This window comes from Erythrobacter sp. NFXS35 (genome assembly GCF_040148725.1).
In the GTDB taxonomy this organism is placed as follows: Bacteria; Pseudomonadota; Alphaproteobacteria; order Sphingomonadales; family Sphingomonadaceae; genus Erythrobacter.
The window spans coordinates 429,134-456,055 of record NZ_JAGDEB010000002.1 but is presented as its reverse complement, the minus strand read 5'-3'; the positions used below and the strand labels follow the sequence as shown (position 1 = coordinate 456,055).

26 protein-coding genes are annotated in these 26,922 nt (G+C 65.1%); 14 read left to right on the top strand and 12 right to left on the bottom strand.

From position 1 onward, the window contains the following. Nucleotides 1-113 precede the first annotated feature (113 nt). The 5 genes from J3454_RS09775 to J3454_RS09755 form a co-directional block, all read right to left on the bottom strand. Complete coding sequence (locus J3454_RS09775; RefSeq protein WP_349513573.1) at nucleotides 114-854, bottom strand: DUF1013 domain-containing protein; 741 nt, start codon at nucleotides 852-854, stop codon at nucleotides 114-116. Between the two features lie 138 nt (nucleotides 855-992). Beyond that, nucleotides 993-2,099 (bottom strand): glycosyltransferase family 4 protein, encoded by a 1,107-nt coding sequence (locus J3454_RS09770; RefSeq protein WP_502878577.1) that lies wholly within the window; start codon nucleotides 2,097-2,099, stop codon nucleotides 993-995. After that, nucleotides 2,096-3,019 (bottom strand): UDP-2,3-diacylglucosamine diphosphatase, encoded by a 924-nt coding sequence (locus J3454_RS09765; RefSeq protein WP_349513572.1) that lies wholly within the window; start codon nucleotides 3,017-3,019, stop codon nucleotides 2,096-2,098. Before J3454_RS09765 ends, J3454_RS09770 begins: the two co-directional genes overlap by 4 nt. Before the next feature lie 110 nt (nucleotides 3,020-3,129). After that, complete coding sequence (locus J3454_RS09760) at nucleotides 3,130-3,759, bottom strand: glutathione S-transferase family protein (RefSeq protein WP_349513571.1); 630 nt, start codon at nucleotides 3,757-3,759, stop codon at nucleotides 3,130-3,132. Then, on the bottom strand, nucleotides 3,752-4,786 hold the full coding sequence (locus J3454_RS09755; protein WP_349513570.1) for an NAD(P)H-quinone oxidoreductase: 1,035 nt from the start codon (nucleotides 4,784-4,786) through the stop codon (nucleotides 3,752-3,754). The genes J3454_RS09760 and J3454_RS09755 overlap by 8 nt, the downstream gene beginning before the upstream one ends. A 112-nt stretch (nucleotides 4,787-4,898) precedes the next feature. On the opposite strand from J3454_RS09755, the gene J3454_RS09750 reads away from it, so the two are divergent. The 7 genes from J3454_RS09750 to J3454_RS09720 all read left to right on the top strand — a co-directional run bounded on the left by J3454_RS09750 (nucleotide 4,899) and on the right by J3454_RS09720 (nucleotide 12,403). Beyond that, nucleotides 4,899-5,102 (top strand): DUF1192 family protein, encoded by a 204-nt coding sequence (locus J3454_RS09750; protein ID WP_349513569.1) that lies wholly within the window; start codon nucleotides 4,899-4,901, stop codon nucleotides 5,100-5,102. Nucleotides 5,103-5,245: 143 nt separating this feature from the next. Further along, a complete protein-coding gene (clpA, locus tag J3454_RS09745; protein ID WP_349513568.1) occupies nucleotides 5,246-7,603 on the top strand; it encodes an ATP-dependent Clp protease ATP-binding subunit ClpA in 2,358 nt (785 codons plus the stop codon). Nucleotides 7,604-7,877: 274 nt separating this feature from the next. Next, nucleotides 7,878-8,042: a hypothetical protein gene (locus J3454_RS09740; RefSeq protein ID WP_349513567.1), complete on the top strand. Its 165-nt coding sequence runs from the start codon at nucleotides 7,878-7,880 to the stop codon at nucleotides 8,040-8,042. Nucleotides 8,043-8,099: 57 nt separating this feature from the next. Continuing rightward, complete coding sequence (locus tag J3454_RS09735) at nucleotides 8,100-9,104, top strand: ligase-associated DNA damage response exonuclease (protein ID WP_349513566.1); 1,005 nt, start codon at nucleotides 8,100-8,102, stop codon at nucleotides 9,102-9,104. Then, nucleotides 9,104-10,702, top strand: a complete 1,599-nt coding sequence (locus tag J3454_RS09730) for a cisplatin damage response ATP-dependent DNA ligase (RefSeq protein ID WP_349513565.1) — start codon at nucleotides 9,104-9,106, stop codon at nucleotides 10,700-10,702. Before J3454_RS09735 ends, J3454_RS09730 begins: the two co-directional genes overlap by 1 nt. Nucleotides 10,703-10,841: 139 nt before the next feature. Next, nucleotides 10,842-11,495 carry a hypothetical protein gene (locus tag J3454_RS09725; RefSeq protein WP_349513564.1) on the top strand — a complete coding sequence of 218 codons (654 nt, stop codon included), beginning with the start codon at nucleotides 10,842-10,844 and terminating at the stop codon, nucleotides 11,493-11,495. Nucleotides 11,496-11,743: 248 nt separating this feature from the next. Next, a complete protein-coding gene (locus tag J3454_RS09720; protein ID WP_349513563.1) occupies nucleotides 11,744-12,403 on the top strand; it encodes a hypothetical protein in 660 nt (219 codons plus the stop codon). Nucleotides 12,404-12,445: 42 nt separating this feature from the next. Here J3454_RS09720 and J3454_RS09715 read toward each other — a convergent pair whose 3' ends face one another. The 6 genes from J3454_RS09715 to J3454_RS09690 are packed head-to-tail and all read right to left on the bottom strand — an operon-like array spanning nucleotide 12,446 to nucleotide 19,204. After that, the gene (locus J3454_RS09715; RefSeq protein ID WP_349513562.1) at nucleotides 12,446-13,021 is read right to left on the bottom strand and encodes a gamma carbonic anhydrase family protein; all 576 of its coding nucleotides are present in this window, start codon (nucleotides 13,019-13,021) and stop codon (nucleotides 12,446-12,448) included. A 21-nt stretch (nucleotides 13,022-13,042) separates the two neighbouring features. After that, the gene (locus tag J3454_RS09710; RefSeq protein WP_349513561.1) at nucleotides 13,043-15,256 is read right to left on the bottom strand and encodes a fused MFS/spermidine synthase; all 2,214 of its coding nucleotides are present in this window, start codon (nucleotides 15,254-15,256) and stop codon (nucleotides 13,043-13,045) included. Nucleotides 15,257-15,268: 12 nt separating this feature from the next. After that, nucleotides 15,269-15,823 (bottom strand): GNAT family N-acetyltransferase, encoded by a 555-nt coding sequence (locus J3454_RS09705; RefSeq protein ID WP_349513560.1) that lies wholly within the window; start codon nucleotides 15,821-15,823, stop codon nucleotides 15,269-15,271. Continuing rightward, complete coding sequence (locus J3454_RS09700; protein ID WP_349513559.1) at nucleotides 15,816-16,403, bottom strand: GNAT family N-acetyltransferase; 588 nt, start codon at nucleotides 16,401-16,403, stop codon at nucleotides 15,816-15,818. Before J3454_RS09700 ends, J3454_RS09705 begins: the two co-directional genes overlap by 8 nt. A gap of 4 nt (nucleotides 16,404-16,407) precedes the next feature. Further along, nucleotides 16,408-17,403, bottom strand: coding sequence for a porphobilinogen synthase (hemB, locus tag J3454_RS09695; protein ID WP_349513558.1), 996 nt, complete (start codon nucleotides 17,401-17,403; stop codon nucleotides 16,408-16,410). A gap of 43 nt (nucleotides 17,404-17,446) precedes the next feature. Continuing rightward, nucleotides 17,447-19,204, bottom strand: coding sequence for a peptidoglycan DD-metalloendopeptidase family protein (locus J3454_RS09690; protein WP_349513557.1), 1,758 nt, complete (start codon nucleotides 19,202-19,204; stop codon nucleotides 17,447-17,449). 320 nt (nucleotides 19,205-19,524) lie between these two features. Between J3454_RS09690 and J3454_RS09685 the strand changes: the two genes are divergently transcribed. The 7 genes from J3454_RS09685 (at nucleotide 19,525) to J3454_RS09655 (ending at nucleotide 25,885) form a co-directional block, all read left to right on the top strand. Further along, complete coding sequence (locus J3454_RS09685) at nucleotides 19,525-22,227, top strand: helicase-related protein (RefSeq protein ID WP_349513930.1); 2,703 nt, start codon at nucleotides 19,525-19,527, stop codon at nucleotides 22,225-22,227. Then, nucleotides 22,224-22,634: a hypothetical protein gene (locus J3454_RS09680; RefSeq protein WP_349513556.1), complete on the top strand. Its 411-nt coding sequence runs from the start codon at nucleotides 22,224-22,226 to the stop codon at nucleotides 22,632-22,634. Before J3454_RS09685 ends, J3454_RS09680 begins: the two co-directional genes overlap by 4 nt. Next, nucleotides 22,631-22,969: a ferredoxin FdxA gene (fdxA, locus tag J3454_RS09675; RefSeq protein ID WP_296721751.1), complete on the top strand. Its 339-nt coding sequence runs from the start codon at nucleotides 22,631-22,633 to the stop codon at nucleotides 22,967-22,969. The genes J3454_RS09680 and fdxA overlap by 4 nt, the downstream gene beginning before the upstream one ends. 58 nt (nucleotides 22,970-23,027) lie before the next feature. Continuing rightward, nucleotides 23,028-23,825 (top strand): YihY/virulence factor BrkB family protein, encoded by a 798-nt coding sequence (locus J3454_RS09670; protein ID WP_349513555.1) that lies wholly within the window; start codon nucleotides 23,028-23,030, stop codon nucleotides 23,823-23,825. A gap of 234 nt (nucleotides 23,826-24,059) precedes the next feature. Further along, nucleotides 24,060-24,593, top strand: coding sequence for a CarD family transcriptional regulator (locus J3454_RS09665; RefSeq protein ID WP_296721758.1), 534 nt, complete (start codon nucleotides 24,060-24,062; stop codon nucleotides 24,591-24,593). Between the two features lie 146 nt (nucleotides 24,594-24,739). Continuing rightward, nucleotides 24,740-25,513 carry a head GIN domain-containing protein gene (locus J3454_RS09660; protein WP_349513554.1) on the top strand — a complete coding sequence of 258 codons (774 nt, stop codon included), beginning with the start codon at nucleotides 24,740-24,742 and terminating at the stop codon, nucleotides 25,511-25,513. Between the two features lie 39 nt (nucleotides 25,514-25,552). Then, nucleotides 25,553-25,885: a hypothetical protein gene (locus J3454_RS09655; RefSeq protein ID WP_349513553.1), complete on the top strand. Its 333-nt coding sequence runs from the start codon at nucleotides 25,553-25,555 to the stop codon at nucleotides 25,883-25,885. On the opposite strand, the gene J3454_RS09650 is transcribed toward J3454_RS09655, so the two are convergent. Continuing rightward, a complete protein-coding gene (locus J3454_RS09650) occupies nucleotides 25,882-26,856 on the bottom strand; it encodes an L-threonylcarbamoyladenylate synthase (RefSeq protein ID WP_349513552.1) in 975 nt (324 codons plus the stop codon). The two genes, J3454_RS09655 and J3454_RS09650, sit on opposite strands and share 4 nt — an antisense overlap. Nucleotides 26,857-26,922 lie beyond the last annotated feature (66 nt).

The window sequence follows — 26,922 nt, the reverse complement described above, 5'->3', positions numbered from 1 at the left end:
TTGGCCGACAATGCGGGCGCGCACAAGTGAAACCCGCGCCGGAACCGCTAATTTCGCGCAACTGCGGCCAGTTGCCGCGGCCGGAGCGTTTGGCGCGCTCCGGCCGGCAGGACTCAGTCCTTGAACCCGCTTTCGGGGTCGATCTTTTCTTCGTTCGCTTCGGCGGCGCGGCGGGCGGCGAGCCAGGCTTCGGCCTCGGCTTCCTGCGCGGCATCGGCAGCGGCCTTGTGGGTGGCGTCGCGTTCGGCGCGCAGTTCCGCAATCAGATTTTCGCGATCATTGCGCTCGGGCTTCACGACCGGCTCGGCGTCCTCGGTGATCCCGGCACGCTTGGCAGCCTTGGCCACCATCGCATCCAGTTCGCGCTGCGAACACAGGCCCAGGGTCACCGGGTCTTTTGGCTGGATGTTCTGGATGTTCCAGTGCGACCGCTCGCGGATCGCGCCGATGGTGTTGCGGGTGGTGCCGATCAGCTTGGAGATCTGCGCATCCGACACTTCGGGATGGCTGCGCAGGATCCACGCGATACCATCGGGCTTGTCCTGCCGCTTCGACACCGGGGTGTAACGCGGGCCCTTGGTGCGCGTGACCTCGACCGGGGCTTTGTGCATCCGCAGCGAATAGCTCGCGTCGGCTTGACCCGCCTCGATCTCGCCCTGGGTCAGCTCACCGGAATGGACCGGATCGCGGCCAGTATACTTGCTGCCTGCCAGATCGTCGGCCATCGCCTGCACTTCGAGAATATGCAGGCCGCAGAATTCGGCAATCTGCTCGAACGACAATGCGGTGTTGTCCACCAGCCAGGTCGCGGTGGCGTGCGGCATCAGCGGCTTGGGCTGATCCTTGATAGCCATGGGAAATCTCCGTTCAAAATAGAAGGGCCGCCCCTCACGGAGCGGCCACCTTGACAGCCTAGATAGGCGATGGCGCATCAAACGGCAAGGAAAAGGGTGCGGGGCGGCGGCCAGTGTTCCGCACGCGGCCGATGCGGCCTATAACGCGGGTATCGCCTGTAGCGAGACTGCTTCGCCCTGCTCCAGCGCGACCAATCCCGATAGGAACTGCCGCGTCGCCGCTTCCCACGAAAAGCTCGCGCCGTAGGCAGCGCAGGCGGTGCGATCGCAATAGCGGGCGGCGTCGATCGCGCGGGTAAGATCCTCGGACAGCGCGCCCACCTGGGGCGTCACGATATCGAGCGGCCCGGCCACCGGAAAAGCGGCCACCGGCGTCCCGCAGGCGAGCGCCTCGATCATCACGAGGCCGAAGGTATCGGTGCGGCTCGGGAACACGAACACATCGGCCCCGGCATAACAGCCTGCCAAATCCGCCCCGGTGCGTTTACCGAGGAACAGCGCGCCCGGAAATTTCGCCGCCAGCGCCGCGCGCGCCGGGCCGTCACCGACCACCACCTTGGTGCCGGGATAATCGCAGGCGAGGAAGGCTTCGATGTTCTTTTCGACCGCGATGCGCCCGACATAAAGCAGGATCGGGCCTTCGATACCGGCATATTCGGGCGGCGCGGGTGCAGTGGGAGAAAAGCACGCGAGATCGACGCCGCGGCTCCAGTGGGTCAATTGCGTCAGCCCCTGTTCGCGCAACTGCGCACGGATCGTTTCGGTCGCCACCATGATCGCCTCCGCCGGGCGGTGGAACCAGCGGATATAGGGCCAGAACACGCTTGCGGGCAGGCCGGTGCGGCGCGCAAGATAATCGGGAAACTGGGTGTGATAGGCGGTGGTGAACGGCACCTTGCGGCGCATGCAATAGGCCCGCGCGGCAAAGCCCAGCGGGCCTTCGGTGGCGATATGCACCGCGTCCGGCGCGACTTTCGCCAGCCGCCGCCCGACTCCACCGGGGGCGGTCAGCGCCAGGCGGATCTCGGGATAGGTCGGGGCGGGCATCGAGGGATATCCCTCGGGCGAGATCACCGTGACGTCATGCCCCCAGCCGCGCAGTACCTCGCAGGTGGTGGACAATGTGCGCACCACGCCGTTGGTCTGCGGGTGCCAGGCATCGGTGACGATTGCAATCGATCCGGGTGCGCCGGGCGCAATCGCTGCGGCGGCGGTGTCCGACAGGATCGTCGTGTGCCTGTTCACGCCGCCTCGCGTGCGGGATCGGCCGGTGCGGGTGCGGGCGCGGGCGCTTCCTCACCGCCTTCTTCCACGATCCGGCGCTTCATTTCATCGGCCCAGTGGAGGATTTCCATCCGGCCATCGTGATGTTCGACCAGCGCATTGCAGCCCTCCACCCAATCGCCATCGTTCCAGTATTCGATGCGCCGCCCGTTGTGATCGAAATGGCGGAACTCGGCGGTGTGGATGTGGCCGCACACCACCCCGTCAACCCCGCGTTCGCCAGCCGCGCGGGCGACGACTTCCTCGTATTTGCCGATGAATTCGACCGCGTTCTTGACCTTGTGCTTGGCCGCCTTGCTCAATGACCAATAGGGTTTGCCCAGCCAGCGCCGCACGGTGTTGACCGTGACGTTCAGCTTCATCATCAGGTGGTAGGCATGATCGCCGACGAAGGCGAGCCAGCGGTGCGACAGCATCACCGCATCGAATTCGTCGCCGTGCAGCACCATCAACCGGCGGCCGTCAGCGGTGTCGTGAAAAGCAGCGCGGCGAATTTCGATCCCGCCGAAATTGAGGCCGGTGAACTGCCGGAACATCTCGTCATGATTGCCGGGGATATAGACCACCCGGGTCCCGCGCCGGGCGCGCTTCATGATGCGCCACACGATGTCGTTGTGGGCAGAGGGCCAGTAGAACTTCTTCTTCAGCCGCCAGCCGTCGATGATGTCGCCGACCAGATACATCACCTCGCTATCGGTGCGGTCGAGGAAGTCGATCAGCATGTCGGCATTGCAGCCCTTGGTGCCCAAGTGCACGTCGCTGATCCAGATGGTGCGAAAGCTGCGCCGCTCGGCCCCCTCGGGCTCGGGAATGCGCGGCGCGCTCAACGGAAAGGTGGCAACGTTGTCGCTGATGATGTCGGTGAGGTCGGCAGCCGTCATGCAAAATCCCCGGATGTCATGTCTCGCTGAAACGACCCCATGGCAGGCAATTGTTACAGGGGACTCACAGGGGAGTGACGGTTTCGGGTCAGTTTCTGGTCAAGCCAGCGTCAATCCATCGGGACAAAGCCGGGGAGCGCCTGCACCCTTGCGATCCAGCTGAGGATATGCGGATAATCGCCGAGGCCGAAACCGCCCTCCTCGGCGACATGGGTGTAGGCGAACAGCGCAATGTCCGCGAGACACACCGCGCCGCCGCAGAAAAACGCATTGTCGACGAGATGCCGGTTCATCAGGTCGAGCGCGCCGCAGCCCGCCATCCGCTTGGGCATGATCTGCGCGCGTTGCTCGGCCGAAAGGTTCGCCTCCCCGACAAACCGCAGCCAGAACCGCAAGGTGGCGACATTTGGTTCGTGGTTGTACTGTTCGAAGAACATCCAGCGCAGCATGTCGGCCTGCGCGAAGCGTTCCTGTGGGATCAGCGCAGAGCCGTGAGCCAGATACCAGCACGCTGCGTTGCTTTCGGGCAGGAACCGCGCAGCCCCGCCCTCACCGATCTGGAGCACCGGGATGCGCCCGTTGGCATTGACGCTGGCGAGGAACTCCGGCGTGCGGGTTTCGCCTTTCATGATGTCATAGGCGCGGGTTGCGAGCGGCACGCCGAGCAGCGCGGCGGTCAGCTTGATCTTGTAGCAATTGCCGCTGCGGGGATCTTCGTGGAGGGTCAGCGGGTCAGCCATTGTCCGCTTCTCCGGCCACCTCCAGCACGATCTTACCGATATGTTCGCCCGCTTCCATGCGCGCATGGGCAGCGGCGGCTTCGGCAAGGGGGAAGGTCATGTCCATCACCGGCGACAGCTCGCCGCTGGCGAACATCGGCCAGGCATTATCGGCGATCTCGTCCGCCAGCGCAGCCTTGAACGCGTCCGAGCGCGGGCGCAAAGTCGATCCGGTCAGGGTCAGCCGCCGCATCATCACCACCGCCATGTTCAGATCGGCCTTGGCCCCGCCCAGCACCGCAATAGTGACGTGGCGGCCATCTTCGGCAAGGCATTTGAGATTGCGCGGCACATAATCGCCCGACACCATGTCCAGCACCACGTGCACGCCCTTGCCCCCGGTGTGGGCCATCACCGCCTCGACGAAATCGTCCTCGCGGTAATTGATCGCCAGATCCGCGCCGATGCGGGTGGCGGCGGCGCATTTGGCATCGTCGCCGCAGGTCACGATGACCTGCATGCCGAACGCCTTGGCGAGCATGATCGCCATCGTCCCGATGCCCGATGTTCCGCCGTGCACCAGCACTGTCTCGTCATCGCGCGCAAGCCCGCGTTCGAACAGGTTGTGCCACACGGTGAACAGCGTTTCGGGCAGAGCGGCGGCATCGGCCAGCATCATGCCTTCGGGAACGGGAAGGCAGTGCTGCCAGTGCGCGGCGCAATATTCGGCGTAGCCCCCGCCCGGCGTGAGCGCGGCGACCATCTGCCCGATCATCTCGCGCGGGACTTCGGTGCCGACCGCCACGATCTCGCCCGAAACTTCCAGCCCGAGCAGCGGCGAAGCCCCCGGCGGCGCCGGATAGGCGCCCGCGCGCTGGAGGCAATCGGGACGGTTGACCCCGGCATAGGCGACGCGGATCAGCACATCATCGGGGCGCAGGCGCGGCAGGGGCGCGCTTTCGGGCCGCAGCACATCCGGCCCGCCGGGCGCATCGAAGCCGATCGCGGCCATGCTTTCGGGAAGGTTTGCTGCGCGCTGTCCAACCATTCTTTACCCCCTGCAAAGGCTTAATTAACTATCCTGCCTAGTCCAATCGACCGGGCAATTACCTGCCTTGCCGATTGACAGCAAGCCGCTTGGCTTGCGATGCTGTGTTCCGATGGAAGAGCCCGATCGACCACGCCCGACAGGAGATGCGGCATCCCGCCTCGCGGCAGAGGATCTCGGCCCCTATTCGCAGGCCGAACTTCAGGCGCGGATCGCGCTGCTCGAAGCAGAGATCGCGCGGGTGAAGGCCCATCACGCGAAGACCGCCGCTCATCGTGCTGCCGCCGAATCGCTGTTCGGAAGGCCGGGTGGGTGAACCGAGGCGGTTTTCCTACGGCGCCTGCGCAAACGGATTCGCAATTTTTGCAGACCATCCCATATACCCCTCGAACGATTCCCGCCGCCTCCCCTGCCGCCCCCTCGTCCGGGGCATTCCCCGCCCTCTCATGGAGATTTCCCATGCCCAGCTTTGCACAGAACCTCGAACGGACCCTGCACAATGCGCTCGGCAATGCCTCCGAACGCAAGCACGAATACGCGACGCTGGAGCACCTGCTGCTGGCGCTGATCGACGATGAGGACGCCGCACAGGTGATGGCGGCCTGCGGAGTCGACCTGGCCGAGCTGGGCGAGGTGGTGAAACAGTATCTCGATCAGGAATATCAATCACTTAAGACCGAAGACGGAGCCGATCCGCAGCCGACCGCCGGTTTCCAGCGGGTGATCCAGCGCGCGATTTTGCACGTCCAGTCTTCTGGCAAGGACACCGTTACCGGTGCCAACGTGCTGGTCGCGCTGTTTTCCGAACGCGATAGCTACGCGGTCTATTTCCTCCAGCAGCAGGACATGAGCCGGCTGGATGCGGTCAGCTATATCAGCCACGGCATCGGCAAGGGCGGCCGCCAGATCGAAAGCAAGACCCCGCAAGGCGCGGACAAGGCCGACGAACCGGCGCAGACTAAGGAAAGCGGCGGCAACAAGAAGGAAACCGCGCTCGACCAATTCACCGTCAACCTCAACGTCAAGGCGGAAAACGGCAAGATCGATCCGCTGATCGGCCGCGGGCCGGAGGTCGACCGGACAATCCAGATCCTGTGCCGCCGGTCGAAGAACAACCCGCTCTACGTGGGCGATCCCGGCGTCGGCAAGACCGCGATTGCCGAAGGGCTGGCGCGCAAGATCATCGAAGGCGACGTGCCCGAAGTGCTGGGCGAAGCGGTGATCTACTCGCTCGACATGGGTGCGCTGCTGGCGGGCACCCGCTATCGCGGCGACTTCGAAGAACGGCTCAAGCAGGTCGTCACCGAATTGGAAGCGATGCCGCACGCGGTGCTGTTCATCGACGAAATCCACACCGTGATCGGCGCAGGCGCAACCAGCGGCGGGGCGATGGATGCCTCCAACCTGCTCAAGCCCGCGCTTTCCAGCGGTGCCATCCGCTGTATCGGCAGCACCACCTACAAGGAATTCCGCAACCACTTCGAAAAGGACCGTGCGCTGCTGCGCCGGTTCCAGAAGATCGACGTGAACGAGCCGACCATCGAGGACACGATCAAGATTCTCAAGGGCCTGCGTTCTGCGTTCGAGGATCACCACAAGGTGAAATACACCCCGGACGCGATCAAGACCGCGGTGGAACTGTCGGCGCGCTACATCAACGACCGCAAGCTGCCCGACAAGGCGATCGACGTGATCGACGAAGTCGGCGCGATGCAGATGCTGGTGCCTCCCAGCCGCCGCAAGAAGACCATCACCGCGCGCGAGATCGAAATGGTGATCGCGACGATGGCACGCATCCCCCCCAAGTCTGTGTCGAAGGACGACAAGAAGGCGCTCGAAAACCTCGAACGCGATCTGAAGCACGTCGTTTTCGGCCAGGACGAGGCGATCCAACGGCTTTCGACTGCGATGAAGCTGAGCCGCGCTGGGCTTCGCGATCCGGACAAGCCCATCGGCAGCTTCCTGTTCTCCGGCCCCACTGGCGTCGGCAAGACCGAAGTAGCGCGCCAGCTCGCCAGCATCATGGGGATCGAGCTGAAGCGGTTCGACATGTCCGAATATATGGAGCGCCACTCTGTTTCGCGTCTGATCGGCGCGCCTCCGGGCTATGTCGGCTACGATCAGGGCGGCTTGTTGACCGATGCGATCGACCAGAACCCGCATTGCGTGCTGCTGCTCGACGAGATCGAGAAGGCCCACCCCGACCTGTTCAACATACTGTTGCAGGTGATGGATAATGGCCGCCTGACCGATCACCACGGCAAGACGGTCGATTTCCGCAACGTGGTGCTGATTATGACCACTAATGCCGGCGCATCCGACATGGCGCGCAGCGGGATCGGGTTCGGCAACGTGTCCAAGGAAGATGCCGGGACCGAGGCGGTGCAGAAGATGTTCACGCCTGAATTCCGCAACCGTCTCGATGCGATCGTGCCGTTTGCCTATCTCGGCAAATCCACGGTTGCCCGCGTTGTCGATAAGTTCATCCTCGAACTCGAACTCCAGCTGGCCGAACAGAACGTCCACATCCAGTTCGACAGCGATGCGCGCAGCTGGCTGGGGGACAAGGGTTACGACAAGCTCTATGGCGCCCGTCCGATGAGCCGCCTGATCCAGGACAAGATCAAGCAGCCGCTCGCCGAAGAACTCCTGTTCGGCAAGCTTTCCGACGGCGGCGAGGTGCACGTCACCGTGAGGGACGGCAAGCCGAGCTTCGAAATGACCCCGGCCCCGCCCAAGGTGAAGCCCAAGCGCAAAGCCCCGCCAAAGAAGAAACCCGCCGCCAAAAAGCCCGCGTCCGAGGCCGGCGAAGGCTGAGGCCGCGGTTCGGATCGGTAGCCATGTCGGGGGCGCGGACGGGAAGACCTGTCCGCGCCCTTCGCTTTTTGTGCCCCTACCGTTCCGCGGACCCGCGCGGTCCACGGCGCGGCCCTTTCGCACATCTGAACAGCGCCACCGTAGTTTCGCGAGATTGTGGAAGACGCCCTCAGCAGCCAATTCTAACCTTAGAATCTGGCAGAGAAACCGCCCGGGATTACGCCAGGCGGTCGGCGCTCTGCCCGCAACGGCCCACGGGGCACGAGGACAAGCCATGCTGGTTTCCAAACTTCAGTATCAGCCGCCGCGCCTCAAGGTCTTCGGCAGCACGCGCGATGTGCTGCTGTCGGATGCGAGCCCGCAGGTCAGGCAGGCGGTGCGCGAGCTGTCCGATGAAGGCCGCAAGATCCTGCGATCCGGGAACACCGAGCAAGTCTAGCCTGCGCGCCGTCGCGGCGGTCTGGACAGCGGCCCGGTCACTGCCCATCTCGCACGGATGACAGCCCCCTTCGCCTGGATCCGGCCCGAACCGTGGGGCATCCACATCGTTCCTGCCGATATCTGGGTTGATCCCTCGCGCCCCGTACCGCGTGCGCTGGTGACACATGGCCACGCCGATCACGCCCGCGGCGGGCACGGCGCAACTTTCGCTACCCCGGCGACCCTTGCGATCATGAAGTTGCGCTACGCGACTTCGGACGGCGCGGTGCCGGTAGAATATGGCGAGAGCATCGCGCTGGGCGGCGGGGTCAGCGCCACCTTCCTGCCCGCCGGTCACGTGCTCGGCAGCGCGCAAATCCTGCTGGAACACGCAGGCGAGCGAGTGATCATAACCGGCGATTACAAGCGCGCGCTCGATCCCACATGCGCACCGTTCGAAGTCACCCCTTGCGATGTCTTCATCACCGAGGCGACCTTCGGCCTGCCGGTCTTTACCCATCCGCCGATCGCCGAGGAAATCGGTAAACTGCTCAGGGCGCGCAGCGACAATCCCGATGCCTGCGTGCTGGTGGGTGCCTATGCGCTGGGCAAGGCGCAGCGGGTGATCGCAGAATTGCGCGCCGCAGGCCATACGAACACGATCTGGCTGCACGGAGCGATGGAGGCGATGTGCCATCTGTACGAGGAGCACGGCATCCCGCTCGGCGATCTGCGACTGGTCAGCGATGCGGGGAAGGACGACATGCGCGGGAGCATCGTCGTCGCCCCGCCGTCTGCACTCAACGACCGCTGGAGCCGCCGCCTGCCCGATCCCGTCACCGCCATGGCAAGCGGGTGGATGCGGGTGCGCGCCCGCGCCAGGCAGCGGGGCGTGGAACTGCCGCTGGTGATCTCCGACCATGCCGACTGGAACGAGCTGACCCGCACCATCGGCGAAGTGAATCCGCAGGAAACCTGGATCACCCACGGCCGCGAAGAGGCGCTGCTGCGCTGGTGCCAGCTGGGCCAGCGCCGCGCCCGCGCGCTGGCGCTGGTCGGCTACGAGGACGAGGACGACTGATGGAGGAATTCGCCGCCCTCCTCGATGCGCTGATCTATACCACCAGCCGCAACCGCAAGCTGGCGCTGATCGCGGATTACCTGCGTGGCCAACCCGATCCCGATCGCGGCTGGGCGCTCGCGGCGCTGACCGGCGGGCTCGAGTTTCCGGCGGTAAAATCGTCCACCATCCGCAACCTGATGATGGAGCGGGTCGATCCGGTGCTGTGGGCGCTCAGCCGCGATTTCGTCGGCGATACGGCCGAAACCGCGAGCCTGCTGTGGCCCGAGCCCGACACGCAAGCTGTTCAAGGTGATCTGTCGTTGGCAGAGGTGGTGGAACACCTCGCCACACTCACCCGTGCCACCGCGCCGAAAGAACTGCCCGGCCTGCTCGACCGGCTCGATGCCAAGGGGCGCTATGCCCTGATCAAGCTCGCCACCGGCGGAATGCGCGTCGGCGTGTCGGCGCGGCTGGCCAAGACTGCCTTCGCGCAGGCCTTCGATGTCGCGGTGGATGCGGTCGAGGAATATTGGCACGCGCTCGCCCCGCCCTACGGCGAACTGTTCGATTGGGCCGCAAAGGGCGGACCCGCCCCGGATCTCGCCGATGTCCCGCATTTTCGCCCCTTCATGCTCGCGCATCCGCTGGAGGACGGCGAAGTGGACCTCGCCGATTATGCCGCGGAGTGGAAATGGGACGGCATCCGGGTGCAACTGGTGCGCGCCGGGGGTCAGACGCGGGTCTATTCACGCTCGGGCGACGATATCTCGGCGACCTTCCCTGAACTGCTCGACGTGCTGCCGTTCGATGGAGTGCTGGACGGCGAGTTGCTGGTGCGAGGGGTCACGCAAGGCGGAGAAGCGGGCGGTGCTGCAAGTTTCAACGCGCTGCAGCAGCGCTTGGGTCGCAAGACGGTATCGGCCAAGATGCTGCGCGAGTTTCCGGCCTTCGTGCGCCTTTATGATGTGCTCATCCTCGAAGGCGAGGACCGGCGCGAACAGCCGTGGGAGTCGCGCCGCGCAACTCTGGAGGCGCTGATGGCGCGCCTGCCCGCCAGCCATTTCGATCTGTCGACGCTGGTCGCCGCCGATGATTTTGCGCAGCTTGCCGCGATCCGCGAAACCGCACGCGACGAGGCGATCGAAGGGCTGATGCTCAAGCACCGGACGAGCCCCTATCTCGCCGGGCGCAAGGTCGGGCTGTGGTACAAGTGGAAGCGCGATCCGCTGCTGATCGACTGCGTGCTGATGTATGCCCAGCGCGGCAGCGGCAAGCGGTCGAGCTTTTATTCGGACTACACCTTTGGCTGCTGGGCCGGGGATCCCGATGCGGGCGCGGACTTGTTACCGGTGGGCAAGGCCTATTCGGGCTTCACCGACGCTGAGCTGAAGGCCATCGACCGCTTCGTACGGCAGAACACGCTCAACCGCTTCGGCCCGGTGCGCGAGGTGGAACGCAAGCTGGTGTTCGAGGTTGCCTTCGACTCCGTCCACAGCTCGAAGCGCCACAAGAGCGGCCTCGCCATGCGCTTTCCCCGCATCCACCGCATCCGCTGGGACAAGCCCGCGCACGAGGCCGACCTGATCGCCAGCCTGCGGGCTTTGGCGCAAGACTAATTTGATTGATTCAAGCAGTTAAGCGCCAATCTGCGCGCGTTCCGAGCCGTCGCGGGGAACCCACAGCTGGGCGCGAAACCGGAACATGGGCACGGCGGTGTCCGTTGATCTCATATATATGAGCAATCGGAGACCGACCATGAAAACCAGCACAATACTCGCCGCCGCCGTCGCGGCCACGACCCTCGGCGCAGCCCCCGCCTTTGCGCAGACCGATATGCGCGCGGCGCAGGCCGATTACGACCGTGCGATGAGCGAAAACGCCAGCGCCGAACGGATGTTGAGCGGCGATGTCACGCACGCGTTTCGCCAGATGGGCGAGGTGACAGACCTCATTCTCGATCCCTACGGACGACGGGTCGAGTATATCCTCTACGAGACCCCTACCATCGCTAGGATCTACGGCGACGATGATGGTTTCGTGCGGTGGGACAATATTGAGATCGAGCGCGGTGTCGGAGCCGGTCTCGACCTCAGGATCGACGACCCGGCCAGTGCCGAGGGTAAGGACAGACTGCAGCTCACCAGAGCCGAGGCCAACGACCGGATGGTTAGCAGGATCATCGGCGGCAACATGATGTTCGCGGATGGGCAGATGCGCGAGATTGACGACATCCTGTTCGATCCGGACACCGGCATGGTGAAGCATTTCGTCATCGAGTTCGACACCGACAGCGTCTACACCGAGGATACTCGGCTGATCCCGGCCGCGATGGTGAGCCTCGACGAGCAGCGCGGCTACTGGATGGCCTCCCAGCCGGTAAACTACACCTACGAAAGCTGGATTTACTGATCCAGCGACCGGCCAAGGCACGGTGGGCTGCATTCCGCAGGATGCGGCCCTTTCGGTCTTGCGCCGCGCACCGAGGTGAAGGCGACGCCGCCCTGATCCGCGCACAGTGCGGACTGTAGCGAAAGCTTGCGGGCTAATATCTCATTTTAGGGTGCTTCAACAAAAAACCCGCAGGCTCCGCAGAATGTCCGCGCAGTGCCGGACAATTCAGATGGCTGGAAACGGCCATGAGACGAAGAGGATTCCTTATGACACCCCCAAAATGGACGATGATCGCTCTGGCCGCAGCCGGGCTTGGTATGGTTGCTCCGGCAATGGCCCAGAACAATGACTGGGCCATGCAACGCGAACAGCAGCGGCAGGCCAACATGGCCGAACGCGTGAGCGCGGAGGAAATGCTCGATGGCGATATCTCGAACGGCTTCAACCCGATCGCCTCGGTCGATGACCTGATCCTGTCGCCCGATGGTCGGCAGGTGCAATATGTGCTGTTCGACCAGCGCGGGCTCTACTTCCCGCTCAACAGCGGCAACGGCTTTGTCGAATGGTCGAATGTCGATGTGAGGCCGGGCTTCGGGTTCGATCCCGAACTGGTTGTCAGCGATGTGGAGAGCGGGAAGGAGCCGCAGGAAATCGCGTTGACGCGGTCGCAGGCCAACCGCCGCATGGTTTCGAACCTGCTGGATTCGAGCCTGACCTTTACCGACGGGCGCACCTTGCCGGTCAGCGACATCCTGTTCCACCCCGACACCGGCATGCTGAGCGACTACGTCGTGCAGATGAACGCGGATTCGCTGTTTGACGATGACCAGCGCCGCGTTCCGGCCAGCATGGTCACGGTCGATGCGAACGGCGGATTGCGCGTCAACCAGCCGACGAATTATCGCTACGAAGTCTGGGTTCTATAAGCAACGCGAGCCGCCCGAAGCGCCGGTCGGGATCGATCGGCGCTAAAGGCCGCTTGCTGCCACCGCTTTGGCGTGATCCTTGGCGTTTTCGGCATAGTGGATCACGCCCGCCCGCATTCCGGCAATCGCGGCGTCGCTCAGGTCCTTCATGCGGGTCGCCGGGCGGCCCGCCCACAATTCGCGCGGTCCCATCGCCTTGCGCTCGGTCAGCATCGCACCGGCCGCCAGCATCGCGTCGGAACCGACCACCGCCTTGTTCATGACAATCGCACCGAGGCCCACGAAGCCGCGATCGTGAATGGTGCAGCCGTGCACCATCGCCATGTGACCGATCAGCACATCGTCGCCGATCACCAGCGGGCAGCCATCGGGATCGCCGGGCCGCGGCGGATCGCAGTGGAGGATGCTGCCGTCCTGCACATTGGTACGTTCGCCGATGCGGATGCTGAACACATCGGCGCGCAGAACGCAATTGTACCAGATCGACGAGCCCGCTCCGATCACGACATCGCCGATTATCGTGCTGCCGGGCGCGATGAAGGCGGTTTCGTGGATCTGCGGAGTCTTCCCATGGATCGGAATGATGTTGACGCCGGGGCGTGTCGGATGTGAGGTCATGGTCTGGCCTTGTCTTGCGTATCAACTACCTAAAGCATTCCACCGGAAATGCGGCAAAGTCGATGCATATTGATCGCTCCACACGGTTTGCGCAGGGGTGACAGGCTTGCGCCATGTCGCTGCTGGGCTGGCAGCGGTGATCGCCTGCAGGGTCGCCTCGCGCGGGCTCATCACCACCCAGATCGAAGGCGTAAGGCCCTGAACCGAATTCGGAAAATCGGCCCGCACAGCCGCAAACATACCCGCGTCGCGCACCAGCGCCGCTAACACCGGTTCAAGATCGATGAAGCGGTTGGAAATGTGAATCGCAATTGCCCCGTCTTTCCTGATCGAACGGCGATAGGTCTGCAAGGCCTCGCGCGTCAGCAGGTGCAGCGGGATTGAATCTGACGAGAAGGCGTCCACCACCAGCACATCATACTGAGCCCCGGTTTCCTGCTCCAGCGCGATCCGGGCGTCGCCAATCACGGTTTCGCTGTCGGGCGCACAGTCGGACAGGAAGGTGAACTTGCCGACGGTGGAGAATTCGAGAATCGCCGGGTCGATCTCGTAGAAGCGATAGGTCTGGTCCGGCTCGCGGTAGCAGGCGAGCGTACCTGCCCCCAGCCCGACAATGCCAATGTCGGCGCCCTTGCCCATCAGCCCGGATGCGCCGCCCAGTAGCAGGCCGACGCCGGCATTCGGCCCGTAATAGGCGGTCGGCTGACGCCGCTTTTCCGGCTTCAGGAACTGACGGCCATGATCGGTGGTGCCATGCGCCAGCATCCGGAAGCCCGCCTCGTCATTGTCGCTCACAGTGTAGACACCGAAATAGCTACGCACGCGCTCGCCATGGGCGTAAGCGCTGCCGTGACCTTCCAGACTGGTGCCGATCATCATGCAGGCAAACACCGCCAGCAGCGCCGCGCGGTTGAAGGTCAGTACCAGGGCGATCACGGCCAGCGCAACATAGATCGCCATCGCCAACCCATCAGCATCGCGCAGAGTCGCATTGACCAGCACTAACGCCAGCCCGAAAGCCAGCAGCAGCCCGCCGCCCAGCACGACGATGCGCTGCATGTCGCCGGTGACGAACCGCAGCTGCCACGTTGCAAACCGGCCGAGCGGGATCAGCGCGGCGGCGGCCAGCACCAGCAGCGGATGCTCCCACACCCAGTCGAACAGCAGGGGCGCGAACAGTGCGGTGAACAGCCCGCCCAGCACGCCGCCTGCCGACATAACAAGATAAAACAGCGTAAGGCGCGAAGGATCGGGCCGCAATTCGTACATCCGGCTGTGCAGCGCGACCGAGATCACGAATAACAGCGCCACCGAAGCGAACAGCAGCCACACCCCGCCTTCCGACTGCGAGATCATCGCCATCCCGCCTGCCAGCAGTAACACCACCGGTGCCGCGCGGGTTATGATCTGCGCCAGCGCGCGGTTTTCGGCGAAGGCGACGCTGAAGCTCAGCAGATACAACCCAAGCGGGATCACCCATAGGAGCGGCATAGCGACAATATCGGTCGTCAGGTGCGTCGTGGTCGACAGCATCAGGCCCGAAGGCACCGCCGCCAGCACCAGCCACAAGCCCATGCGCCGCCAGCCGATCGGATCGCGGCCGGCTGCGGCTGCCTGCGTGCTCCTGCCGTTATCGTCCGGCGCGATGGTCTGCCACCGGGCGCGCACGACAAACAGCAGCAGCACAATCAACGCGCAATAGCCAAAGCTCCAGATCAGGCTTTGCCGGCCCAGAGGCAGCATCGGCTCGATTAGGATCGGATAGCTGATCAGCCCTGCAAAGCTGCCGAAGTTCGATGCGGCATAAAGCGGATAGGGATCGCCGGCGGCCGGATCGGCGGAGTACCAGCGCTGGATCAGCGGCGCTTGCGCCGAAATCAGAAAGAACACCGGCCCGACCGATGCGAACAGCAATGCCGGCACCCAGAAGACCTCCAGGCCGGGGCCGAAATCGGGCAAATCCGCCAGTGTCAGCGGCAAGGTCAGCGCCGCCACCGCCAGCAGCCCGGTGTGTAGCACCAGCTGGCGCCGGAGTGTGAACCTGCCGATCACGTGGGCATAGGCATAACCGCCCAGCAGCAGCGCCTGATAAACCAGCATGGCGCTGTTCCAGACATTGGGCGCGCCGCCCAAACGAGGGAGCGCCAGCCGCGCCATCAAGGGCTGCACCAGAAATAGCAGAAAACTGCCGACCAGAATTGCCGTGACAAATAGTGGGCGGCGGGAGGATGTCATGATCGACCTGGTCTATTGTTGACGGGTGATCGCGAATACAATGTTATGGTTAAGATCCGGTCTCTCGCCTCGTTTCTCCGGCGAATCCGGAAAATCGAGATCACGCCGACGCTCCAATCCGAGCCGTTCCATCAGCCGCCAACTGCCGACATTCGCCTCGCAGGTTATCGCGACGATCCGCTGCGCGCCGATGACGGCAAAGCCCCAGCCCATCACCGCGCGCATGGCTTCGAGGGCATAGCCCCGCCGCCAGCGATCCTCGCGCACCAGCCACCCGATTTCGTGATCGGAGGGAACGGGATAAAGCGGGTGGGCGGCCCGTCGCAGCCCGCAATGACCGACGATTTCGCCTGTGGCTCGCTCCTCCATCATCATGAAGCCGAACCCTTCGGCCGCGAAACTGGCACGCGACGCGGCGTGCTTGGCGGCCATCACTGCGCGCGGTTGCACCCCGCCCAGATATTGCATTACCGCCGGAGTGTTGAGCAGCGCCATATGCGGATCGAGATCGTCTTCGCCGATCTGCCGCAGCACCAGCCGCGGCGTGGCGAGCACCGGTTCACTCACGCGTTCGCGCCCACACTTCTGCGGCGATCGAATAGACGATCTGGTTGCGCATTTCTCCGGTGAAGCGCTGGTCGGCATAGTCGCATTCCGCACGCCGCTCCATGCCCAGCCGCAGCATCAGCCCCCAACTGGCCGTATTGCCCGGAACGGTGATGGCGAACACCTCGCGCGCACCGAAATGATCGAACGCGAGATCCAGCGCCGCAGTGGCGGCTTCCTTTGCATAGCCGTGTCCCCACGCCTCCTCGCGCAGGCGCCAGCCGATCTCGAACTCTCCGGCAATCGTGCCGCCCGGCGCATCGGCTTTCTTCAGCCCGCAGAAACCCAGCATTTCGCCCGATAGGTGCCCGCTGTCGGTGCGGCGCTCCACCACCCAGAAACAATGGCCGTTGCGCGCCTGGCAATCGGTGACGCGCTGACGCTGGAGCATGCGCCCCTGCTCGCCGAGCGGGCCGTTCAGCCAGCGCATCACTGCGGGCGTATCGGTAATTCTGAAGAATTCGGGCCAATCCTCCGCGCGCCAGTCGCGCAGGATCAGGCGCGCGGTTTCGTGCCGGAAATCAGCCCCGGATCGGGCCATGCTGTCACCCATTCAGCAGGCGGGCGACATGCGCGGCGTGATAGGTCAGGATGCCGCTGCACCCAGCGCGCTTGAAGGCGATCAGCTTTTCCAGCACCAGCGCATCGCGGTCCCCGATACCAGCCGCCTGCGCGGCTTCGATCATCGCGTATTCGCCGCTCACCTGATAAGCGAACACCGGCACGTCGAACCGCTGGCGGACCCGGTAGATGATGTCGAGATAGGCGAGGCCCGGCTTCACCATCACGCTGTCCGCGCCCTCGGCAATGTCGAGCGCGACTTCGCGCAGCGCCTCGTCGCCGTTGGCCGGGTCCATCTGATAGGTTTTCTTGTCACCCTTCAGCAGCCCACCGCTGCCGACTGCGTCACGGAACGGGCCGTAGAAGGCGCTGGCATATTTGGCGGCGTAGCTCATGATCTGGACATTGGGATGCCCGTTCATCTCCAGCGCCACGCGGATCGCATGGATACGCCCGTCCATCATGTCGGACGGCGCAATGATGTCCGCCCCGGCATTGGCCTGGTTGACCGCCTGATCGACCAGCACCGCCACGGTAGCGTCGTTCACGACATAGCCCGCATCATCGATCAATCCATCCTGCCCGTGGGAGGTATAGGGATCGAGCGCCACATCGGTCAGCACGCCGATGGAATCGCCGCACGCATCCTTGATCGCGCGGATCGCCTGACACATCAGGTTGTCGGGATTGTGCGCCTCGGCCCCGTCTTCGCTCCGCAATCCGTGCGGAGTGTTGGGGAACAGCGCGATGACCGGGATGCCCAGCGCGACCGCCTCTTTGGCGCGCGCCGCGATTCCGTCGGCCGACCAGCGCGATACACCTGGCAGGGTGGCGACCGGTTCCTCCACGCCCTTTCCGGCGGTGACGAACAGCGGCCAGATCAGGTCGGCCGGGGTGAGGATGGTTTCGCGGTGGAGCGTCCGGCTCCACGCGGTAGCGCGGGTGCGGCGCAGGCGGGTGTTGGGAAAATGTCCGGTCATGGCTGCGGATTTGGCGCAATCGTACGCCCGCGACAAGCTCTCGTTACAGCGCGCGGGTCTGGCCGCCGCTTCTGGCGATGTCGATCTTCTCGATCTCGCGCAGCGGCTCCTGCACCTCGGTCGGCAACGGTTCGAGGTCCTTGAGCGCGGCTCCGGTCTCTACTTCCTTCAGGCGGATCAGCTGACGGCGGAAATCGATCAGTTCAGTGCCCGACAGTTCGGCGCGGGTGACAAAGGCGACGCTGGACGGATTGATCGCCCGTCCGCCGCGAAACATTTCGTAATGGAGGTGCGCGCCGGTCGAAAGTCCGGTGGAACCGACATAGCCGATCACCTGCCCGCGCCGCACCTGCTGGCCGCGGCTCACCGCCATCCGGCTCATGTGACAGTAACGCGTGGACAGCCCGCTGCCATGCTCCAGCCGCACCGCGATGCCGCAGCCGCCCGCGCGCCCGGCGGAACTCACCCGGCCATCGCTGACCGCGACGATCGGCGTGCCGTGACGCGCCCTGAAATCTATCCCCGCATGCAACCGGCGATAACCGAGGATCGGGTGCCGCCGCATTCCAAAGCCCGAGGTGATCCCGCCCGGCACCGGCGCCAGCAAACCATTGCGCTGTTCGCCCACGCCCGAAGCTTCGTAGAACCGCCCGTCGCTGCCCCAGCGCATCAGCTGCGTCTTCGGCTGCCCACCGCGCTCGATCCCGGCATAGAGCAATTGTCCGGCCTGCCGTTCGCCGGTGGCAGCGCGGCGATAGGAAAGGATGATGTCGAATTCGTCGCTGGAACGCAGTTCGCGGTCCATGTCGATCTGCGCATTCAGCGCCTTGAGATAGTCCTGCACCGCGCTGGCCGGAACACCCGCTTGTCGCATCGAGCGGTAGAGGCTGGAGCCGACCGTGCCGCGCACCCGCAGCGGTGTATCATCGACGCGGATGATGTTGCGTTTGAGCGCCAGCGGCCCGCTGGGAACCATCGGCGTTCCATCTTCGGCGATCTCGCCCACCCCCGGCCGGGTCAGTTCGAGCTCGAGATCGAAGCGCGCGCGAAACGCGAGGCTATCGAGCGGGCGCGGCTGCCCCGGCGCAGTCCGGCGGCCAAGCAGCACGTCGATCTGCGTGCCCGGCGCAATATCGGTCAGCGGTACCGTCTGCCCGATCAGCGCGGCGGCGCGATCGATATCGCCCGCCGAAAGCCCGGCGCGGCGCAGCATCGTCACGAAGCTGTCCCCCGGCGTCAGCGTGACAAGCATTTGAATCTGCGGGCGTTCGGGCGCGCTCTTCAGCGGGATCACCTGCCCCGTCGGTCCCATGCGGCGGCCCGAATCCGCGCCCAGCGCCAGCGGCAGTATCATCTGGCTGCGCAGTTCGCTGGTGACTTCCTCGTCCTGCGGCATGGCAGGGCGGGCTTCCAGCGGGGTCAGATCGGGCCAGAACGCCAGCGCCAGCGCACCTAGCGCGACCATCGTGCCCAGACCCCGAAACCAGCGGCGGCTGCCGACATTCTCGGCCAGATCGGGCGCCAGATCGAGTCCCTGGAACCAGCGCGAGGCGGCCAGCTTCCATTCGTCATGACGCTCGCTGAAGCCGTTGACCCGCGCGATAACCTTGCGCTTCGCCTTCTGCGCCGTGGTCGGCGGGGCGAGTTTCTTCGAATTGCGCAGGTACGGAAGCAGCTCGCGCGCGGTCTCCTTGTCGAGCGAGACCGGTGCGGCAACCGCCAGAGCGCGTGCGTCCTCATCGGCGCATGGTTCACCCTCTGCCTCGGGCAGATCGCTCAGATTGCGAACATGGTTCAACATCAATGCCCCGATAGCCGCACCCCTTGCGGGCATGACCGGCTGCAGCCTTGTCGCATTTCTCTGCCCGATCAAAGTAAAGACGGCATTAACCAGCGGCCAACTGCATCATGGGTGCGATGAGTTGCTTCGCATAAGCCCGTGCGTGCGTGGTGCGCGGTCTTGCTCCGCCGGGTCAAGCCTGCGACAACCGCCGCGTCGTGACCTTCCCCCCCAGTGACCGTGCCGTCGCCCTGCGCGACAAATCCTCCGCCCCGGACGAGCGTGTGCGCGCCGTGCTCGGCCCGACCAACACCGGCAAGACCCACCTCGCGATCGAACGGATGTGCGGCCATTCCAGCGGCATGATGGGCTTTCCGCTGCGGCTGCTGGCGCGCGAAGTCTATGACCGGGTGCGCAGCCTCAAGGGCGACAAGCAGGTGGCCCTCATCACCGGAGAGGAGCGGATCGAGCCGCCCGACGCCCGCTATTTCCTCTGCACCGCCGAAGCGATGCCCCGCACCATGGGCGAACACGCCTTTGTCGCCATCGACGAAGCGCAACTGGGCGCTGACCCCGAACGCGGGCATATCTTCACCGACCGGCTGCTGCACGCACGCGGGCGGGAGGAGACAATGATCCTCGGAAGCGCCACGCTGGAACCGATGGTCAAGGCGCTGATCCCCAAGGCGGAGATCACCACCCGACCCCGGTTCTCCACGCTCAGCCACGCGGGCATCTGCAAGCTGTCGCGCCTGCCCAAGCGTTCTGCGGTGGTCGCGTTCTCGGTCGAGCAGGTGTACGCCATGGCCGAGGCCTTGCGGCGGTTCAGGGGCGGCGCGGCGGTAGTGATGGGCGCGCTTTCGCCCGAAACCCGCAACAAACAGGTCGAATTGTTTCAGTCGGGCGAGGTCGATTACATCGTGGCCACCGATGCCATCGGCATGGGGCTCAACCTCGATCTCGATCACGTGGCATTCGCGGCGCTCAGCAAGTTCGACGGGCGGCGCAAGCGGCGGCTGACCCCTTCGGAAATGGCGCAGATCGCCGGGCGCGCCGGGCGGCACCAGCGCGATGGCACCTTCGGCACGCTGTCGGGAATGGGCGCAGTGCAGCAGGGCGAACCGCTCGCCTTCACCGATGAAGAAGTTTACGCGATCGAGGAACATCGGTTCGCGCCGTTGACCCACCTGTTCTGGCGTGAGGCGGAACCCCGCTTCGATACGCTGGGCACACTGATCGCCGATCTCGAATCCCGCCCCGACCACGCCGTGCTGCGCGGCGCGCCCGAAGCGATCGATCTCGCCGTGCTGAAACGGCTTGCGGACGATCCCGTTGCCACACGCGTGCGCGGCGCGGGCAGCGTGCGGCGGTTTTGGGAGGCGTGCTCGCTGCCCGATTTCCGCAATCTTGGGGTGGAGCAGCACGCGCGGTTCGTGGCGCGGCTGTGGCAGGACTTGGGCGAAGGCTATCTCGGTGCGGATTTCGTCGCCGCGCGCATCGCCGAGCTTGACCGGATGCAGGGCGACATCGACACGCTGCAAGGGCGAATCGCAGCGATTCGCAGCTGGGCTTACATCTGCCAGCGGCCCGATTGGGTGCTGGCTCGCGACGAAATGGCCGCGCGGGCACGCGCGGTAGAGGCAAAGCTTTCGGATGCGCTGCACGCGCGACTGACCGAGCGCTTCGTGAACCGGAGGACGACACTCTTGATGAAATCGCTGGGGCAGGATGCAAGCGCACTGCCCGTCACCCTCGAACCCGATGGCCACCTGACCGTGGAGGGCGAAAGCATCGGACGGCTCGAGGGCTTCCGCTTCACTGTCGACCCGTCTGCAGGCGTGGCCGACCGGCGGATGCTGCTGGCGGCGGGAGAGAAGGCGCTGCCCGCGCTGCTCGCAGGGCGCGCGGAATGGCTGCTAACCCAAGGGCTGGGGGAGCTGGAAATTTCCGGCGGCGCGATCCGCTGGCAGGGCCAAGGACAGGGACGTGCGCTGGCGGACATCACCTTCCCGGGCCATCCGGGCGCGGGCAATTTCGGTTCGCCCCGTCTCGCGCTGACCCGCGATTTGGCACTGTTGCCCGAAGCTGCGCGGGCGAGCCTTGAAGCGGGGCTGACCGCTTGGCTGGAGGCGCAGCTCGAACCGCTCGCCCCCTTGCGCAAGCTGGCCGATGCCGCGCGCGATCCCGAGGCCGGGTCGCAGGCGCGGGCGCTGGTCATCACCCTGATCGAAGCGCGCGGCGTGATTTCGCGCGAGGAAGCGGGGCTGGAACACCTGCCCAAGGAAATGCGCCCCTATCTGCGCAAGCTGGGGATCACCTTCGGCGCGCTCGACATCTTCGCCGCGCCCTTGCTCAAGCCTGCACCGCGCCGGTTGCTGCACGCGCTTGGGCTCGACCCGCGCCCGCTCAACGAAGCGATGCTGCCGGTGCTGGCCGAGGGTGCGTGGACCAAGGGGCGGCTGCCGGCCGGTTACCGTTACGCGGGCATGCAGGCGATCCGGGTCGATCTGGCGGAAAAAATCCTGCGCGCCGCGTTCGAGATGCGCGCCGTCGCAACCGCTGCCCATCCGAAGGAACGCAACCGCGCGTTCAGGCTCGATTTGGCGCTCAGCGTGTCGATCGGGCTGGAGGCGGAGAACGCTCGCCGCCTGCTGGGCAGCGCAGGTTTCCGCTGTGATCGTGCGCGCGCCTTGCCCGAAGGCGCGCAGGGTGCGCCCGCCCCCGACCGTTGGCACTGGCGCCCACGCCGCCCCGGAGAACAGGGGCGCGAACGTGACGAAAAGCGCAGCGAGCGGCAACGCCATCCGCGCGCCAAGCCCGCACAGGCGCGCCCGCCAAGAGACAAGGATCAGGCTGAAGGCACCGTACCTGCCAAGGGCAAGGCCCATTCTGATAATCGCCCAGACAACCGACCCGGCAAACGCCCGGAAAGAGGCGACCGCCGTCCCGACCGGCCACCTCGCCCTGCGCCGCCCAAGCCCGATACCGGCCCCGCCCGCGCCGGCGGCGCCTTCGACAAGCTGTCGGACCTGCTCAAGGGATGAAGTCTGCGGGCGCGGAGGCGGGCACATCGGGGTCGATCCGTATCGACCGCCTGCTGGTCTATCTGCGCTTCGCCCGCACGCGCTCTGCCGCGCAGGCGCTGATCGACAATCACGCTTTGCGCCGCAACAGAAAACATGTGCTGCGCGGGGCCGATCAGGCGCGTATCGGCGACGTGTTGACGATTGCGCTGGGCGACCGGGTGCGGGTGATCGAACTGGTCGCCCTGCCCGACCGGCGCGGCCCGCCCAGCCACGCGCGGTCGCATTACCGCGAGGTCGAGCTTTTTGGAGAGGTTGACCCAGACAGTCTTGACCCTCAAGGGCAAATCGCCATAGCAACCTCGCCTCGCACGGCGGCCCGTCCGCCCGATGATTCCGAAGATCCGCATCTGAAAGAGCCGCAATGACTTACGTCGTCACCGAAGACTGCATCAAGTGCAAGTACACAGACTGCGTGGAAGTGTGCCCGGTCGATTGCTTCTATGAAGGCGAGAACATGCTGGTGATCAATCCCAGCGAATGCATCGATTGCGGCGTGTGCGAACCCGAATGCCCGGCCGAGGCGATCCTGCCCGATACCGAGGACGGACTGGAAAAGTGGCTTGAGCTGAACACCAAGTTTTCAGCGCAGTGGCCCAATATCACCAGCCAGAAATCCCCGCCTGACGATGCCGACGAATTCAAGGGCGAGAAGGACAAGTTCGAGAAATATTTCAGCACCGAACCGGGCGAAGGCGACTGATCGCCCCCTGAACGGGACAAATCATGGAACGCGCCGGACGCCGTCCGGTTGATGGTTCATGCATCCGATTCTTCCCTCGCTTCGCGCAGGCTGGTCGCAAGCCAATGATGGCCATGTCGGCATCATCGCCGCCGGGGTCGCCTATTACGGTTTCCTCGCGCTGGTCCCGCTGCTGGCCGCTGCGATCCTCACCTACGGGTTGGTGGTCGACCCCTCCACTATCGCCGAACACGGCGAAGCGCTGGCGCGCGACCTGCCGGGTTCCGCAGGCGATCTGGTGGCCGAACAATTGCGCGATGTCGCCGATAGCCGCGGCGGGGCGCAGGGGCTGGGGCTGGTGCTTGCGCTCGTCCTGTCGCTGATCAGCGCGCGGGCGGCGGCAGGTGCACTGATCACCGCGCTCAACATCGCGTTCGAGGTCGAGGAGGAACGCGGATTTGTCGCGGCCAACCTGCTGGCGCTGGCGATCACGTTGGGCGCGGTGCTGGCGCTGGGCCTGATGGTGGGCGTTACAACGCTGGTCTCGACCGTGTTCACAGGCTTTGCCGGCGCTTTGGCGAGTTACGTCGTAGTCGGCCTTGCCGGGCTCGGCGGGGCCATGGTGGCCTACCGGGTGGTTCCGCATGACGCTACGGTCGGACGTGCCCCTGCCCTGCGCGGCGGCGCGCTGTTCGCGGTCGGCTGGCTCGCGGCGAGTGCGGGGTTCGGCTTTTATGCAAGCAATTTCGGCAATTACGGCACGACCTACGGATCGCTCGGCGCGGTGGTGGTGTTCCTGACCTGGCTGTGGCTCAGCGCCTGGCTGTTGCTGCTCGGCGCGCATTTTGCCGCCGCGAGTTCGGACGGGCATGGCTGACAGGTTGGACTCGCAATTTTGTTGCCAACGTGCTATATAATACGCGAGCGCGTTGGCCCTGATCGGTAATCGGGGCCTGCCGCACGCGTCGAAACCAGGAAGGCCACACACCAGCAACCCCCCCTCCGGACAATCCGCTCCCGGTGCTTTCCCTCTAACGGGGTGGGTCGCGCCGCCGGGATGATTCTCCCCCCCCCCCCCCTGTTGCCGGTTGGCCCACAGAAAGGAACTTGCATGGCAAGCACCGCAAACGCATTCACCGTTGGCGATTATGTTGTCTACCCCAAGCACGGCGTTGGCCGCGTGATCGAGTTGCAGAGCGAGGAAATCGCCGGAATGCAGCTCGAACTCTACGTGCTGCGCTTCGAAAAGGAGCGGATGACGCTCCGCGTACCGGTGGGCAAGGTCGAATCGATCGGGATGCGCAAGCTATCGTCCGACAAGACGCTGAAGCAGGCGATGGAAACCCTCAAGGGCAAGCCCAAGGTCAAGCGCACCATGTGGTCGCGCCGTGCGCAGGAATACGAAGCGAAGATCAACTCGGGCGACCTGGTGTCGATCGCCGAAGTGACCCGCGACTTGTTCCGGCCCGAAGACCAGCCCGAACAGTCCTATTCCGAACGCCAAATCTTCGAAGCAGCCTCCAGCCGCCTCGCCCGCGAACTCGCGGCGATGGAAGAAACGGATGAACCGACCGCGCTGAACAAGATTCTCGACGTACTGCGCGAACACGCGCCGCAATATTACGACAGCGCCGAGGAAGCCTAGGCTTTCAGGGCCAGTTGCCAGCATCAAGGGCTGCCCTTCGGGGTGGCCCTTTTTGTTTGTGCGGATCGCACAGGCACGTGCGCTTGCTTCCGGCGGCATGGTGTATTATGTCAGCAACACGCTAATCACGTCCCGGAGGGAAAAACATGATCAACCAGTTCTTCAGGCGCATGGCCCCGGTCGCCGCGCTCGCGCTCGGCACCGCGCTTTCGGGCTGCAACGGCGCGGATATCAGCATCAACGGCGAAAAGGGAGTACCGCTGGCCGAATTGGACATGAGCGGCCCGGCGCCCACCGAACTGGTGCTGTCCTCGGGCGACACCGTGATCCTGACCGAGGGCGAGACCTTCGATCTCACCGTCGAAGGCGAAGGCACCGACGCCCTGCGCTTCGTCCGCGACGACGAGGTGATCGGGATCACCCGTGAAAACGGCTGGGACGGCAACGGCAAGGCGACCATCCGGATCACCATGCCCCCGCCTGCCGAAGTGGTGATCGCGGGCAGCGGCACCGTAAAGGCGCAGTCGCTCGCCAGCGCCAGTTCCGTGAATATCGGCGGGTCGGGGGATGTCGAATTCACCACCGTCGCCGCCGAAACCTTCGAAGTGAATATCGGCGGTAGCGGCCGGATCAAGGGCGCCGGCACGGCCAGGCGGCTCGAAATCAATATCGGCGGGTCGGGGGATGTCGATCTCGCCGCGCTCAAGGCCGACCGCGCCGACGTGAATATCGGCGGATCGGGCGACGTCGCCTTCACTTCGGACGGCACGGTCGAGGCCACGATCGCCGGCGCAGGCGATGTCAGGGTGACGGGCAGCGCCAAGTGCACGGTGAAGGCGTTCGGTTCGGGCACGCTGACCTGCAACCCGGCAGCCGCGGATACCCCAACTGCGCTACCTGCGACAGAACCCGCAGAATAGGTTTGCTTTTCAGGCAGGAGCGCGCAAGATAACCCCATCATGCGCGCGCTTCAGCTTGTGGCTCTCGGCCTCGCTTCGCTTGCCCTGCAGGGCTGCCTCGCCCGTGCGGCGGTGGATGTCGTCACCCTGCCGGTCAGGGCGGTGAGCAAGGGCGTCGATCTCGCCACCACCAGCCAGTCCGAAGCCGACGAGAATCGCGGTCGCGAAATCCGCAAGCGCGAGGAACAGCTCGGCAAGCTCGAACGGGAATATGATCAGGCGATGGAACGCTGCGGCGACGGGGACGATGCCGCGTGCGACCGTGCGCAGGCGATCCGCGCCGAACAGCGCGCACTGATGCAGGGCGTGCCGGTGGAGCCGGAGGAAGATTAACTCGCGGGAGTGGCCGCCCGCCGCAGCCGATCGTTGATCGCCCGGCCCACGCCTGCTTCCGGCACCGGGGCAACCGCGATCCGGGGATGAGCCGCGCGGGCGGCTTCGTGAAGGCAGGCATAGAGCCGCGCCGCCGCTTCATCGACGTCACCACTCGCCGACAGCGTGCAGTCACCCTCAATCGCGCCGAAGCCGATCAGGAATTCGTCCGGCTCGGCCTCGCTCGCATCCAGCCGCACCGGCTTGCCCGGCGCATAGTGGCTGGCGAGCTGGCCGGGAGCTTCGATACCCCGCTCCTCTTTCGCGCGACGAATCTCGACGGGCTTGTGGGGATCGAAGTGAATATCGTTCAGGGCGGGAAGCCAGATCGGCCCGGGCCTGAGCTCGTACCATACGCCCGCAGTATCGATCAGCAGGATCGTCGATTCCACGCCGTCCTCGCACGGGCCGCCATCCAGCACGAGGTCGATCCGCCCGTCGAGCGAGGCAAGGACGTGCTCGGCGCAAGTGGGGCTGATGAAGCCGCTGCGGTTGGCCGAAGGCGCGGCAAGCGGGAAGTTCACCGCCTGAAGCAGGGCGCGCATCACCGGATGCTGTGGCGCGCGTATGGCGATGGTCGGCAAGCCTGCCGTGACGGCGGGGGCGAGCCCGGAGTCGCCGCGGCGCGGCACCACCAGGGTAAGCGGTCCCGGCCACTCGCGCTCCGCCAGCCGGCGCGCGGCTCCGGAAAATTCCCCGAACCGCTCCGCCTGCGCCGCATCCCGCACATGCACGATCAGCGGATTGACATCCGGACGTCCCTTTGCGGCGTAGATCTTCGCTACAGCGTCGGCGCTATCCGCCCGCGCAGCAAGGCCATAGACCGTCTCGGTCGGCACCGCGACCAGCCCGCCCGATTCGAGGATTCGGGCCGCGCGCGCTATCCCTGCGGCGTCTGCCAGCACCATGTCCGTAACGTTCTTGCCGCTCATGCCCCTCGCGCTATAGACTGGCGGCCGCCCTGCCAAGTGCGGGGCACTCATCGCCTCCCTCACGCC

What these genes read in the sequence shown, in the direction of transcription:
- J3454_RS09680 (WP_349513556.1), top strand. Translation starts at nt 22,224, where the DNA reads ATGAAGTCTGCGGGCGCGGAGGCGGGCACATCGGGGTCGATCCGTATC.
- J3454_RS09715 (WP_349513562.1), bottom strand. Translation starts at nt 13,021, where the DNA reads ATGACCTCACATCCGACACGCCCCGGCGTCAACATCATTCCGATCCAT.
- J3454_RS09750 (WP_349513569.1), top strand. Translation starts at nt 4,899, where the DNA reads ATGGAAGAGCCCGATCGACCACGCCCGACAGGAGATGCGGCATCCCGC.
- J3454_RS09725 (WP_349513564.1), top strand. Translation starts at nt 10,842, where the DNA reads ATGAAAACCAGCACAATACTCGCCGCCGCCGTCGCGGCCACGACCCTC.
- J3454_RS09690 (WP_349513557.1), bottom strand. Translation starts at nt 19,204, where the DNA reads ATGTTGAACCATGTTCGCAATCTGAGCGATCTGCCCGAGGCAGAGGGT.
- J3454_RS09665 (WP_296721758.1), top strand. Translation starts at nt 24,060, where the DNA reads ATGGCAAGCACCGCAAACGCATTCACCGTTGGCGATTATGTTGTCTAC.
- hemB (WP_349513558.1), bottom strand. Translation starts at nt 17,403, where the DNA reads ATGACCGGACATTTTCCCAACACCCGCCTGCGCCGCACCCGCGCTACC.
- J3454_RS09670 (WP_349513555.1), top strand. Translation starts at nt 23,028, where the DNA reads ATGCATCCGATTCTTCCCTCGCTTCGCGCAGGCTGGTCGCAAGCCAAT.
- fdxA (WP_296721751.1), top strand. Translation starts at nt 22,631, where the DNA reads ATGACTTACGTCGTCACCGAAGACTGCATCAAGTGCAAGTACACAGAC.
- J3454_RS09760 (WP_349513571.1), bottom strand. Translation starts at nt 3,759, where the DNA reads ATGGCTGACCCGCTGACCCTCCACGAAGATCCCCGCAGCGGCAATTGC.
- J3454_RS09710 (WP_349513561.1), bottom strand. Translation starts at nt 15,256, where the DNA reads ATGACATCCTCCCGCCGCCCACTATTTGTCACGGCAATTCTGGTCGGC.
- J3454_RS09660 (WP_349513554.1), top strand. Translation starts at nt 24,740, where the DNA reads ATGATCAACCAGTTCTTCAGGCGCATGGCCCCGGTCGCCGCGCTCGCG.
- J3454_RS09655 (WP_349513553.1), top strand. Translation starts at nt 25,553, where the DNA reads ATGCGCGCGCTTCAGCTTGTGGCTCTCGGCCTCGCTTCGCTTGCCCTG.
- J3454_RS09755 (WP_349513570.1), bottom strand. Translation starts at nt 4,786, where the DNA reads ATGGTTGGACAGCGCGCAGCAAACCTTCCCGAAAGCATGGCCGCGATC.
- J3454_RS09700 (WP_349513559.1), bottom strand. Translation starts at nt 16,403, where the DNA reads ATGGCCCGATCCGGGGCTGATTTCCGGCACGAAACCGCGCGCCTGATC.
- clpA (WP_349513568.1), top strand. Translation starts at nt 5,246, where the DNA reads ATGCCCAGCTTTGCACAGAACCTCGAACGGACCCTGCACAATGCGCTC.
- J3454_RS09730 (WP_349513565.1), top strand. Translation starts at nt 9,104, where the DNA reads ATGGAGGAATTCGCCGCCCTCCTCGATGCGCTGATCTATACCACCAGC.
- J3454_RS09720 (WP_349513563.1), top strand. Translation starts at nt 11,744, where the DNA reads ATGACACCCCCAAAATGGACGATGATCGCTCTGGCCGCAGCCGGGCTT.
- J3454_RS09735 (WP_349513566.1), top strand. Translation starts at nt 8,100, where the DNA reads ATGACAGCCCCCTTCGCCTGGATCCGGCCCGAACCGTGGGGCATCCAC.
- J3454_RS09775 (WP_349513573.1), bottom strand. Translation starts at nt 854, where the DNA reads ATGGCTATCAAGGATCAGCCCAAGCCGCTGATGCCGCACGCCACCGCG.
- J3454_RS09740 (WP_349513567.1), top strand. Translation starts at nt 7,878, where the DNA reads ATGCTGGTTTCCAAACTTCAGTATCAGCCGCCGCGCCTCAAGGTCTTC.
- J3454_RS09765 (WP_349513572.1), bottom strand. Translation starts at nt 3,019, where the DNA reads ATGACGGCTGCCGACCTCACCGACATCATCAGCGACAACGTTGCCACC.
- J3454_RS09685 (WP_349513930.1), top strand. Translation starts at nt 19,525, where the DNA reads ATGTGCGGCCATTCCAGCGGCATGATGGGCTTTCCGCTGCGGCTGCTG.
- J3454_RS09650 (WP_349513552.1), bottom strand. Translation starts at nt 26,856, where the DNA reads ATGAGCGGCAAGAACGTTACGGACATGGTGCTGGCAGACGCCGCAGGG.